The 13,938-nt window shown below is 50.1% G+C and carries 3 protein-coding genes; all 3 read left to right on the forward strand.

Annotated features, from left to right (window positions below; translation table 11 throughout):
* Positions 1–105: 105 nt before the first annotated feature.
* The 3 genes from L6442_RS05670 to L6442_RS05680 all read left to right on the forward strand — a co-directional run bounded on the left by L6442_RS05670 (position 106) and on the right by L6442_RS05680 (position 13,929).
* Positions 106–5,385, forward strand: a complete 5,280-nt coding sequence (locus L6442_RS05670) for an S-layer homology domain-containing protein (RefSeq protein WP_212977707.1) — start codon at positions 106–108, stop codon at positions 5,383–5,385.
* Between the two features lie 1,401 nt (positions 5,386–6,786).
* Positions 6,787–13,077, forward strand: a complete 6,291-nt coding sequence (locus L6442_RS05675) for a phosphodiester glycosidase family protein (RefSeq protein ID WP_212977706.1) — start codon at positions 6,787–6,789, stop codon at positions 13,075–13,077.
* A gap of 294 nt (positions 13,078–13,371) precedes the next feature.
* The gene (locus tag L6442_RS05680; protein WP_194231967.1) at positions 13,372–13,929 is read left to right on the forward strand and encodes a hypothetical protein; all 558 of its coding nucleotides are present in this window, start codon (positions 13,372–13,374) and stop codon (positions 13,927–13,929) included.
* The last annotated feature ends 9 nt before the right edge of the window (positions 13,930–13,938 follow it).

Consider the following 13,938-nt stretch of genomic DNA (forward strand, 5'->3'; position numbering starts at 1 on the left):
TACCATGTTAGGGTGAGGATGACCGCTTAAAAGCTATTTTGTTTTTTCGGAAAATATGCTGATAAGCGGTTTTCTATTACAACCCGATAGGAGGTAAAGGGAAAAGTGAAACATTCATTCAATAAAGCCATTTCGAAGATTATGCTTATGTCCTTGTTGATAACAACGATCGGCCCGGTATACTCCGCACATGCCGCACCTGGATTGCAGATTACAGACAAGCAAGCGCTCGAATCCGGTTCGGGGTCGGCAGAAGATAAGGTTGTCGAAACCGGTTCGGGGCCGGCGGAAGGCAAGGCAGGCGAATCGGATTCAGGGAAAACAGAAGGGCAGGTCGTCCAACCGGATTCAGAGTCGTCAGATGATAAGGCAGGCGAATCCAATTTGGAGCAGCCGGCAGAAGGGAAGGCGCCTGAATCTGAATTAAAGGGGACCGAAGAAGAGAAGCTTGAACCCGAATTAAAGCCTCAGGAAAATCAAGTATTGGCATCTGATTTGCAGTTGGCGGAAGGCCAGGTACACGGCGAATTTCCGGTGAATTTGACTCAAGTCGGGGATGTAGATTGGCTCCATCTTAAAGGGAATGGAAGTTTTGCCCAGATTAAAAAAGCGGGATCGAACTCAATTGCCTTCAGCGTAATTGGAGATGACACTACAGGAACCGAAGGAAAACTGAACAAGGGCGGGGACACGAATTACATGTCTTATGCCTGGACGGATGGTATGAGTGGACATGAAACTTCGGTAAATGACACCGGATTTGTCGTATTTTATCCAAAGTCCAGCCGGGATGCGGGCGATTATGAAAATGTGGGCTGGGACGCTACCATGGCTGCACAGCCGCAGGAGTCAACGATTATATTCGGCGTTGGCATGTGGCAGGCTGAGATGAATATTAAAATTTATTTCAACGATGAGCTCAAGACCGACCAGACTCTTTCTGCAGGCGGTATTTCCGAGGTACACAAATATCAATTCAAAGCGCCTTCAAATGTGAAGGTAAAAATAGAGGCCCGGCAAACGAAAGTATTATCCCAGTGGGGAAATATGTCATTTTCCGGATTGGCTGTAAGCAGCAAGGACATTGCAGACAAGCTGGCATTGCAAAACGAATACAACAAAGTAAAGGACATGGCTCAAGAACTGTATACGGATGCAACTTGGAAGCCTTTCGCAGCTGCAAGGGATAAAGCTAAGAATGTTCTGGCCCAAACGTTTGCTTCGCAGCAGGAATTTGACAGCGCTCTCAATGAAATGCAAGCAGCAATTCAAGCTTTGGAGAAAAAAGACACGAATATCCGGATTGACTTTATGGGGAATATTTCCGGCGGGTATACGTTTGGTTCCATGGGGGATCAGCAGGACAGATATCAAACATTTACGCCAAAAGAAAGCTTTGAAATGGAATATGTTCAAGTAAGGGTCATCAGAGAACATGAGCCGGTTAGCGATCTGGTTGTGAAGCTGTATGCAACAGATGACCAAGGATTGCCTTCCGGATCGCCATTAGCGGAAAAGACGGTAAATGAGCGTAAGGTTGTAAGCGGCGAAATCACTACCATTCCATTAGCCTTCAACCTTGAGGGCGGCAAGCGTTACGCCATCGTATTATCCCAGAAAAATCTCGGCTCCGGCGAATACCGCTGGTATGTCATGAATAAAAAATCGGAATCCAGCCATGAGTTTTACGGCAAATCGGTTTCGGGGAATTTCGTATCCGAAGCTTCCCTGGGCACAGGCTTGCTGCGGGTTATCCAGAAAAGCGATGTGGATCGCAGCGTCCTGCAAGCGCTGGTTAACGAACTTGGGCAGTATAACCGGAAGCTGTTTACGGTGGCAAGCTGGTCCCAATTGGAGAGCGCCTTGAATGAGGCCAATCTCCTCTTGAACGATGTGGATGCGAAACAGACGGCTATTGACGCGGTTTATGAAAAGCTGAGTGCGGCATTCAAAGGTTTGGAACAGGGCGCCGGACTGAACGATATTGCGAATATCATTGAGGAAATCAGCCGCGTAGATATGAATGGATATACCAGCGAATCGAAATCCACCCTTCAGCAAGCCATTCAGGAAGCGAAGGACCTAGGAAACACGGCGCCGGACAAAGACCGGGTTATCGCCTATTCCAAAGTCATGAACGCACTGGACGCACTGGAGCCTGAGGGTAAATACCAGTATGAGTCTCATCCGAAGATCACGGCGGCATTTGGTTTCGAAGGCGACAAAAATGCTTCGCTCGCATTCCTTGACGGAACGTATCAAATCGGCGGCAGCCGTCCGGAGCAGCATGGACCGATCGCTCCCAAGCAGACGGTGACCTTCGGTGTAAAGAATGCGACTGATATCAAATGGTATAACGCAGAAGGTTATTTGCCGGCATTTATTCACGAATTTTCCAAAGATCAGATGGACTACCAAATCGAATCTTTCGGCAACAAGCATACGGTTGACGGCAAGGATTACGTGATCGATTATTCGAGAATGACCGTGACGAACCATTCGAATGAAATCCGCCTGCTGCCGGTCGTATCCCAAAATCTGACCCCGCTGAATGCCGCAGCGAATCAGGCCTATACGATTCAACCCGGCGAGACGGTCGTCAGAGATTATGCCATTGAAGCGGATAAGTATGAGTACTTTGATGAGGGCAAAACTTCATTTACTTCACTAACGAGAGAGCAAGTAGCGGGTCAGGGCGATTTTGACAAGAATTACGCCTCGATGAAATCATATTGGGATAACCGGTTGTCGGCGGTGCTGGATCTTGATCTGCCGAATAAAGAGCTGGTGAATGCGTTCAAAGCAGGTTATATCTACACCATGATTATTAAGGACGGCAACTACCTGCATATCGGCGAAAACGGTTATGCAAGATTGTACTCTCACGATACCATCGGGATTCTGGTTCAATTGATTCAAAGCGGGGATTTTGCTCATGCCAAGGATTATTTGAAGAGCGTTCCGCTCACCGGCGGCATCAATATCGAGACCGGTGAAGTGGATGGCAATCTCTATTGGGATGCCAATTGGAAGCTGGCGTGGGCTTATGCGGTTTATTTGAGCAAGACGGGGGATACCTCCATCTTCAAGGAAATGATGACAGCGGATGACGGAACGACCGGTACCGTTTTCGAGAAGAGAATTAAGTTCGGGGCGAGAAGTATCGAGAAAGACCGCACCGGTGAGGGCGGGATCATGAAAGAAACGTATGCCATCGATGACCCGGGTTATTGGACGGTCGACAACTACGCTGCGTTGGCAGGCTTGGCGTCGTATGAATACATCACCCGTGAGCTGTATAAGGCGGAAAAGGATCAAAGCTATCTGGATGAGGCGAAGTGGGCTAAAGATCAATACGATGACTTGCTTGCCAAATTCTCAGCCAAGCTGCAGCAAACGATGACGAACAATAACCTGAATTATATTCCCGCGTCTGTCGTGGAGAGCAACGATAAAAACCGAATGAAGGATCCTCGCGATGCGAACTGGGCTTCGATGTTTCTATTCGGAAGATGGCTGTGGGACGGATACTTGTATGGCGCGGACCAGCCTGCCGACAATATTAACCTAAAGATGCTGGACGATACTTATACTTATGGCATCGAAAGACGAACCGCGGCGGGAGTAACCGATTCGCCATATAACTTCGGCGGTTATCCTCACGGTTTCTATTCCAGCTCTTATAATGCAGGTTACGGAAGCTCCGCGCTTCGCGGGGAGAAATATAGAGACATGGGCATTAAAGCCTATGAATTCATGCTTGAAAATTCGATGAGCGGACCATTCAGTTGGTGGGAGGGCGTGGATTATCCTTCCAAAGAAAAAAGTCCTTGGACGGCGACCAACGAGAAGCTTGGCGTTCGCAATACGCCGGGCGGGGGCGGATCGGCCCAGCATATCTGGGGGCAGTCCGTCAATTCCAAAGTATTGGCCGATTCTCTGATCGCAGAGCGTGTTTACGATCAGAATACGAAATACGAAATTATCGTCGGCCGCGGAATTCCAAAAGAATGGGTTACGGATGCGGCCAAAAACAACAATGTGGTAGCTAAAGTCCATAACTATCCGGCATTCCAGGGCGGCAGAGTCGGATACGATGTCGTGAGAAATAACAATAAACTTGAATTCTCGTTTACGACCGATCTCACCCAAGCCAAGGCGGACGCCAGCAATGCCACCTTTAGTATTCAGCTGCCGAGCATGGTAAACAACATTTTGGAAACTTCTGCAGGAACCATTGACAATGCTAAAGGGATCGTTACCGTTCCGCTCAGCATAAAGTCCGTTACCATCACGCTTAGCGATCTGCCAAAGCCTACATCTGATGTGGACCTCGATAAAGAGGAGTTGGAAATCGGTTTTGCTGCAGGCGATTCCAGCACATCCGTCACCCAAAATGTGACACTGCCGAAGCAAGGCCGTCATGGCAGCATGATTACCTGGTCTTCAAGCCATCCGCAAGTCGTATCGGAAACAGGCACCGTGAAGCGTCCGGCGGCGACCACGCAAGTGACGCTGACAGCTGTATTGACCAAAGACGGTCGCCAGGCACAAAAAAGCTTTGTGCTGACGGTCATCAAGTCGGATGCAGGTAACGGCAATGGTAATGGCAACAATGGCAACAACGGAAATAACGGCAACAACGGTAATGGGAACAATGGGAATAATGGCAACAACGGTAATGGGAACAATGGAAATAATGGAAATAATGGAAATAATGGAAATAATGGCAATAGCGGGAATAATGGAAGCAACGGCAATAATAGTAACAAGGGCAACAACAGTAACAACGGAAATAACGACAACAATGGCAATAAGGGGAATGGCGGGAGTTCGAGCCGGCCGGTGCTGAGCGATATTTCTAATCACTGGGCTCATGAAGCGATTGCCACCGCGGTAGAGCGCGGAATCGTGAAAGGATATGAAGACGGCACTTTCCGTCCGAATGGCACGCTTACGCGCAGTGAACTTATCGTCATGCTGGGCAGGGCGCTGAACCTTCCACAGGAAAATGCGGCCACGACATTTACCGATGAAGCCAAAATTCCGGCTTGGGCAAAACCATACGTATCCGGCGCGCTCAAAGCGAAATTGGTGAAAGGATATGGTGACGGCACATTCCGCCCTGAAGGGAAGATGACACGGGCCGAGTTCGTGGCGGTCATTCGCCGGGCGCTTGATTTAAAGGCCGACGCCAAGTCTGCTTTGCCGTTTAAAGATGCAGATCAGATTCCAGGATGGGCTATAAACGATGTGGCGGCGGTTCATCAAGCAGGCCTGATTGAAGGCAAAGGAAATAACAAGTTTGCTCCAAACGATTCATTGACACGGGCCGAAGCGGTTACTTTGCTTCTTCGGATGCTGCAATATTCGAATGCCAAATAAAAGGGCTGATATCGAGCTGATATCGCACCTTAGTATATTCTTCAAGCTATTGATCTATGAAGCTGTTGATCAATGAAGCTGTTGATCTATGAAGCTATCTATCGCATTAAAGTACTCTAACGGACACAGGTGCAGCTATTGGGGTGAATTTCGACCATTGCGAATTCTACCGGACACAGCAGCCGCTATTGGAGTGAATTTTGACCATTATGAATTCTAACGGACACAGGTGCAGGTATTTAGTGAAAAATGCCCATTTTGGTGACTGTGTGGGGCAAATAAGTGCTGTGGTGACCGTTAGAATTTGAAAAGTACTGTTTTTTGCGAAATAGCGTCCGTGGTGTCCGTTAAGTTAACATGATCCAGTTGTGCTCCTCGTTCGCTGCTTAAAAGGGCGCAAAGTAGGGGCTCCTCCTTAGCTCACTTAAACTTTAACGGACACAGCAGCCGCTATTGGGGTGAATTTCGACCATTATGAATTCTAACGGACACAGGTGCAGCTATTTAGCGAAAAATACCCATTTTGGCGACTGTTTGCGGCAAATAAGTGCTGTGGTAACCGTTAGAATTTGAAAAGTACTGTTTTTTGCGAAATAGCGTTCGTGGTGTCCGTTAAGTGAACATGATCCAGTTGGGCTCCTCGTTCGCTGCTTAAAAGGGCGCAAAGTAGGGGCTCCTCCTTAGCTCACTTAAACTCTAACGGACACAGCAGCCGCTATTAGGGTGAATTTCGACCATTACGAATTCTAACGGACACAGCAGCCACTATTTAGCGAAAAATACCCATTTTGGCGACTGTGTGGGGTAAATAAGTGCTGTGGTGACCGTTAGAATTTGAAAAGTACTGTTTTTTGCGAAATAGCGTCCGTGGTGTCCGTTAAGTGAACATGATCCAGTTGGGCTCTTAGGGATCCTGATATTTGTGCAGACAAATCATGCAGTCTTGTAAGAAGTTGAGACTTTATACTCGTGCTCGTAGTGAAAATCAGCTGGTGACCATCAGGCCATGTTGGATTCCGAAGTAAATGTTTAAGCACAGCATCCATTGAAAAGATGCTGTGCTTTTTTCATAAGATAAAGCTCGGGTATTCGGACATAGGAGATCATTTGGACAAAAAAATGTACATCATGTCGCTTCCGCTGGCCAGATTGTTGCATTTTGGATGTATATGGATTCTCCTGCGGCAGATAGCCCCTTTTCCCTAGTAAAAAAGTTCCTTAAAATATATGAAATTAAATTTTATAGTATAAATATCCATTTTTAATTATATTTCGAAATATTATTTTACATCCTTTTTACGAAATTATGGGAGGAGGGTTAACAAGACCCCGGTATACTTTTCTGAAATGGCGTTCTATGCAGGACCTGAATTCTGATAGTAGAATAGGAGGTAAGATAGAATGATTAGGAAAAGGACGAAAAAAATGTGGTCTGCCCTGCTTGGCGGCACGATGATATTATCGATGCTGCTTCCGGTTCAGCAGGTGCTGGCGGAGAGCGCGGGTTTGGCGGCGGAAGGCAATGTCATTGATGAGAGGCAGGCGCAAATCGGGCCAGGGGCCACTTATACGTGGAGAGCCATGAAGTTAGACCGTGGACTGGAGAAGCTGCACATGGTGGAATTCAATCCCAAAAATAAAGCGCTTACACTCGAACCGGGCCTGGCGGACGGCAAAGTGTACGGCATGCAGGGCGTAAGCAAAATGGCCAGCGACGTGGATCGTCCGGGGAATCGGGTCATCGCGGGGATTAATGGCGATTTTTACGATATGTCTAATGGCGTGCCGCTGGGTATGTTCATGGGTAGCGGCAAGATGCTTGTCAGCCCTCCGGACGACTGGTTTGCTTTCGGTTTGAAGGCGGATGGCACGACGTTGTATGGAACGAGCCCGAAGCTGGAAAAATCGCTGCTCATCGGTGGTGAAACGGCCGAATTAAGCGCGATTAACCGAACCCGGGGGAACCAGGACCTGGTGCTGTATACGCCTGATTTTAATGGAACCACAATGACCAATGATATGGGGGATGAAGTAGTCCTGAATGTGGTCAAAGGCGAGGTCAAGAGCGGTCAGACCTTGCAGTTGAAAGTTGAGCAGATACATAAAGATAAAGGAAATACGCCGATTGCCGAAGGCAAGGTGGTATTATCCGCGGCGGGCAAACAACGCGACACGCTCTCCGGTCTTAAGGCGGGGGATGAGGTTAGCATAAGCTTGAAGCTGCAGGATGACTGGAGCGACGTGACGATGGCGATCGGCGGTTCGGCGCTGCTTGTCATAGACGGCCAAATTCAGCCGAGTTCCGATCCTGCGGCACATCCCCGCACCGCGGTCGGTACCAAAGCAGATGGTTCCGTTGTGCTGCTGGAGATCGACGGCCGCCAGCCAGGATTTAGCGAAGGCGTGACGCTGGACGAGCTAGCCCGGATTATGAAGGACATGGGGGTTGTAAATGCCCTGAACCTGGATGGCGGCGGATCGTCCACATTTATTGCCCGGATGCCGGGAGAACGCGACAGAAAACTGCTGAATTCCCCTTCGGATGGCGGGGAGCGCAAGACGGCGAACGGGATTTTGCTTGTTAACAAAGTGCCTGAGGGTGCGGCGGACAAGCTTGTCATCCAGCCGGAATTGCAGCGTGTGCTTGCAGGTTCGGCGGTTTCCTTCAAGGCGGCGGCTGTAGATGCAAACCTGCATCCGGCAGCTTTCAGCGGTCCTCTGCAGTGGAGCGTCTCGCCGGAGATTGGTATGCTGGACGATCAAGGGATTTTTACGGCCGGAACACAAGCGGGTTTGGCGGATATTGCTGTTACAGCCGGCGAGCTGGGCGGAAAAGGGAAAGTCGAGGTGGTGGATACGCTGACAGAGCTTTCTTTTGGAGATACGGTAAAAAGCTTCGCACCGGGCAAATCGGAAAAGCTGAAAGTGACGGCGCTGCGGAATGGCCAGACCATTCAGGCGGATAACGGCCAGCTGGAGTGGCGCGTTGAAGGGCCGATCGGCTCAATCGACGAAAACGGAGTATTCACGGCGACTGACAAAACAGAACAAAGCGGTAAAATTATCGTCAGCTACAAAGGGATTGAAGCGTCCGTGGACGTGAACATCGGGCTTCCGCCGGTTGTGCTGGAGGACTTCGAGCATGGATTGGATCGCTATCTTCCATCGGCCGGAGCCCAGTTTAAAACATCCAAAATTAGTGTTGAAACGGACGAGGATTTGGTACGGTTCGGCAATGGATCGCTGAAGCTGGAGTATGATTTTACCGGCATGCCGGGTACCTCGGGTGCGTACCTGCAAACCAAAAGCACTGCCGACAACATCATGATCCCGGGGTATCCGGAGAAAATCGGCATGTGGGTATACGGAGACGGCAAAGCACATTGGCTTAGAGCGCAGCTGCGCGACAGCAAAGGGACGATTGCGCTTGACTTGACGAGTCAGGAAACCGGTGTGGACTGGGTAGGCTGGAAGTATGTCGAAGCCGATGTGCCTAAGGGCAGAACGCTGCCGCTGACCATGGATATGCCTGTGCGTTACATGGAGCCGTCGGGAGCCAAAAAGGATGCCGGCGTCATTTACGTGGACCAGATCCGCGCTCTTTACGGTCCTAACGAAGACGATATGGAACCTCCGATTTTGAAAAATTTCTCGCCTGCGGAAGGCGAAACGGTTCATACGAACCAGCCGCTCATTAAGGTCTACGGCGAAGATGCTGGTTATGATCCGGTGAAGCATCCCGGGACGACTTTGATCGACCCTGATTCGATCCGGTTTGACCTGGACGGGGTACGGGTACAGCATACCCTTTATCCGCCGGAAGGAAGAATTTATTACACGCCGGGGACGCCGCTGGCGGACGGGGTTCATCAGGCGAAGGTTTCAGTAAAAGATCTTTCCGGCAACCGGACGACGGAAGCATGGACTTTTAACGTAGATACGGGTTCTTCCAAAATAACGTACGATACGCCAAAGAACATCTATGCGGGAAATACGTATTCGGTAGACTTTAAAGGTGTTAAAGCTTCGGGCCTGAAGGACGGCCGGATCAAACTTGCTTTTGACATGTCGAAAGTGGAAAATTTGAGGTTCGTTCCAGGAAATAAGCTGAAGGCTTCCCAGGTTCAGGCTGATATCGACAGCAATACGGGGACGGTTGCTCTGACATTAATTGGTCTTCATGAAGCTTCATTAAACGATGAGGATCTCATCGGACAAATTCAATATGACGTGAAAAAGGACGTCGTCGGTACTCATACGGTTCAGTTCGTGTCTGGCAGCGTTTCTTTTGTCGGTACGGGGAATGTGAACTATACCTTCTTTGGTCTGCCGCTGTCTTCCGAGATCAAAAGCGGTCTGACGCTATCATGGAATGAAGACGGGAATGTTCAGGGTAGCGAAACGGTGTTCCGGGTCAAAGAGGAAGCGGGAGCGCCTGTAGAAGGAGCGCAAATCCTTGCAGACGGCAGTTCTATCGGTACGACGGACGCCCAAGGCGAGCTGAAAACGAGGGCCCTCACAGCGGAAGCCAAGACGTACAAGGTACAAGCGGTAAAGGACAACTTGTTCAGCCCGGTTGCGGAATTTAAAGTTTCTCCGCTTTCCGGATCGGAAGCGCCGTACAACATCAATGTCAGCATGGGTGAAGACCCGTCTTCCTCAAGAGGATTCACCTGGCATACCCACCCGGGTACGGAGCCAACCGTCGTTGAAATCGCGAAGCAGTCGGAGTTTAGCGGTTTTGATCAGGCTAATGTACAAAAAATTGACGGGACGAGCTATCTGTATCAAACGCTGGATTTGGGTACCGTACGGGTACATAAGGCGACCGCCCAGGGCCTTGAGCCGGGAACGGTTTACGTGTACCGCGTAGGGGACGGTCAAGGGAATGAAAGCCCACAAGGAACTTTTAAAACGGCAGAGGTTTCCGGCGAGCATACGAAGTTTTTGTATTTTGCCGATTCCCAAGCTGGGGATCTTCCTGGTTACAAACTGTGGGGCAATACCGTGCAAAAAGCGGCGCAGAATACGCCTGACGCCGAATTTATGGTACATGTCGGGGATATGGTCGATAAAGGATTTAATGAACAAGAATGGAAATGGTGGTTTGGCGAAGCCCAGGGAGCCCTCATGAACACGACACTTGTCGGCGCGATCGGCAACCATGAAGTGATGGGCACGAAGGGAAACAATGATTTCCTTGCCCATTTCAATCAGCCGGGGAACGGACTCGAAAGCTTGAAAGGAAGCCATTTTTCTTTTGATTACAAAAATATTCATTTCATCGTGCTGAACAGCGAATATCAATATGAAGAGCAGCAGCAATGGCTGGAACGGGATTTGGCCGCCACGACGAAAAAATGGAAAATCGCGATCTTCCACCGCGGTCCGTACGGCAGCGTCTACGATACGGCGGACATTAGACGATTATGGGCGCCGGTATTGGAAAAGCATCAGGTAGACCTCGTGCTGAACGGTCATGATCATATTTACTTGCGGACGTATCCGATGATGAACAACCAGATCGTAGATGACGGCCAAGGGACGACTTATGTTGTCGCCGGTTCTACGGGGCCGAAGTTTTATTCCCTGACGAAGCGGGACTGGCAGCGGGTAACCGATGATGAGGCAACGCAAATGTACGCTTCGGTTGAAGTTGATGGTGACCAGCTGAAATTCATGACGAAAACGGTGGGCGGCCGCGTCGTAGACGAGTTTACGTTGTCCAAGCAGACGCTGGCTCCCGAAGAAATCGATATTGAGCAGCAGGACGTGCAGCTGGCCGTTGGCCAAACCTACCAGCTTACCGCCAATGTGAAGCCTGAGCAAGCCAATAAAAGCGTGACCTGGTCCGTATACAGCTCTGATCCTGCAGATCAGGAAATCTCCGAATCTGTGCATCAGGAAATCTCCGAACCTGTAGATCAGGAAATCTCTGATCCTGCAGATCGGGAAATCTCCGAACCTGCAGATCGGGAAATCTCTGAACCTGTAGATCAGGAAATCTCTGAACCTGCAGATCAGGGAGTCGTAACCGTTTCGGCCGAGGGACTGGTGACGGCCCGCGGTTTGGGGACGGCGGTAGTAAGGGCTACTAGCACGATCAATCCGGATGTGTACGGAGAAACGACGATCACCGTCAACCGGGTTCCTGAGGGGGCAATCGAATCATTGTCCATCAAGGGAAAAGAAAAACTTAAGATTGGCGAAACCGATCGGGCAGTTACGGAAGCCGTATATCAGGATGGAACGCGGGTTCAACTGCTGGAAGGCGTGTCGTATGCAAGCAGCGACAGCAATATTGCTTCGGTTAATGAACAAGGCCTGGTTACCGCATTGTCTGCAGGGACAACAGTGATTTCGGCAGCATATAATTCCCTTCAGGCCGAATATGTGCTGAATGTGCAGGCTCCCGAACTTCCTCGTCCTCCAGGAGGCGGGGAAGGCAATGGGGGCGGCGGCAACAGCAATTCCGGCAGTGAAAATAGTGGTGGCGGCTCAACAGAGCAGGTTGCTCCACCAATTCAACCGCCTGTAAAGCCGGAACCGCTGCCTGAGAAAAAAGAGGGAACTTGGAATGTAACGGAAAGCGAGCTATCAACACTTGCCGCAAAAGGGGAGGTTGCTTTTAAAACGGACCAGCCGTTTGAAGAACTCATTTTACCTGGCAATGCGGCTTCGCTGCTGCAAAATAAACCTGTAAGCATTTATGCGGGGAATGTTTCGCTGACGATTCCATCCGGTTTATTCGGTTCCTTAAACGAACGGGTGCCTGCCGGGCAGCTTGATGGAGGCAAAATCAAACTCAGCCTCAACCGGATTAGCGGAAATGAACAAGCACAATGGCTTACGGCCGCTGAGCATACAGCGGGCGTTTCAATCCGGGCAGTAAGCGATATGCTGAAACTTAGCTTAAGCGTCATCGCCAAAGACGGAACCGTGTATTCATTGACAGAATTGAAGAAGCCGATCGCGCTTACGCTCAAGGCATCATCCGATGCAAATCTGAAGCTGGCGGGCATGTATAGTCTAACGAACTCCGGCACGCCGAAGTATATCGGGGGAGCATTGGAAAGCGGCAACTTGAAATCCGACATCTCCAGCCTTGTTCCTGCTTATGCTGTCTTGGAATACCGCAGGGATTTTGCGGATACGGCATCGCACTGGGCTTCCGGAGTCATTCGGGAACTGGCGGCAAAACATATGATCGAAGGCGTCAGCGGAGGCCGTTTTGCTCCGGATCAACCGGTAACGCGCGCTGAAATGACGGCCATGCTGGTTCGCCTGCTTGATCTCAAAGGCGGCGGCACAGCGCCGTTCAAGGATGTTGCGGCGGACCGGTGGTACGCGGAGGCCGTATCGGCAGCCGTTCAAGCCGGGATCGTGCAGGGCGTAAGCGAAACAAGCTTTGCGCCGGACGCTTTGATCAAACGGCAGGAAGCGGCAGCAATGGTCGTACGCGCCTATAAGCTGGCGGGAGGGCAAATCGGCGGATCTGCTGGTGATGCGGCGTTTAACGATTTAGCCGCTTCGCCAGACTGGGTGCGGGAGGCCGTGCAATCGGCATATGCCTCCGGGCTGATGCAGGGGCAATCGCCGCAGCTCTTCATACCGGAAGGGGCGGCAACCCGGGCGGAAAGCGCGCAAATCATCTACAATATGATGAGCAAGCTGAACCAAGCCGGAAAATAACAAGAGACAAAAAAGCGGCAGGGCCCAAAATGAGGGTCCTGCCGCTGGCGCTTCTTGACGTAATCCGCTGGATTGCTGCGGTACTGAGCCTTTTGTCTGGTATCCGAAAGCTTTATCGTTTTATCAACTTTAACTCCCAGAAAATTTATAACCATGCAACAATCTTTACCCCCTTATATCTGCATTAATCCTAATTATTTTCCTAAACATTTCCGATATTTTTCTATAGATTGTATTTTTTTCAGAAACCATACAAATAGACAGTCCATTTTGCCTAAAAAGGAGTGGAAGACCATGTTTAAACGGGTAGAGAATGAACTGGAGCTGGCTATGTTTAACGGGATTTGGACGACCGTGTGGCTGGAAAAAGGATTCGAACTTGAATTTTCCGAGAAAGTTCTGGAAAGATACGTGGTCGTTACGGATGAAGGGCATTATGTCGGGACCACGGAGATCAAACCTTACGGCAGCGAAAGTCCGATCAACGATGCGGCCCCCTTTGTTCGGCATCCCAAGATCATAAACGCAGTAGGCGCCGTTGCCGAAATCGATAAAATGGCGCTCCTTCGCACCTACCGTGGCCATTTCATATCGGATTTGCTGTCTGCTTTGGTGGAGTTTGGCGAGCGGAATAAACTGAAATATTTTGTCACACTGCTTGAACCGGTGCTTCTGCGGGCGCTGCGGATCACGTTTCAGGTGCCGCTGGAGAAAGTATCGCATAAAGTGTTTTACAAGGGCGACTATGTCGTTCCAGCGATTGTGGATGCCGAGGAAGTGTACACCCACAAAGAACGTTACCCATGGCTTGCGCTCCCTCTAGGCGCTGCGCAGACAGGGACAAGCACTTAACCAGCACGA

Source organism: Paenibacillus azoreducens, from assembly GCF_021654775.1.
GTDB classification, from domain to species: domain Bacteria; phylum Bacillota; class Bacilli; order Paenibacillales; family Paenibacillaceae; genus Paenibacillus_AQ; species Paenibacillus_AQ azoreducens.

What these genes read in the sequence shown, in the direction of transcription:
- L6442_RS05680 (WP_194231967.1), top strand. Translation starts at nt 13,372, where the DNA reads ATGTTTAAACGGGTAGAGAATGAACTGGAGCTGGCTATGTTTAACGGG.
- L6442_RS05675 (WP_212977706.1), top strand. Translation starts at nt 6,787, where the DNA reads ATGATTAGGAAAAGGACGAAAAAAATGTGGTCTGCCCTGCTTGGCGGC.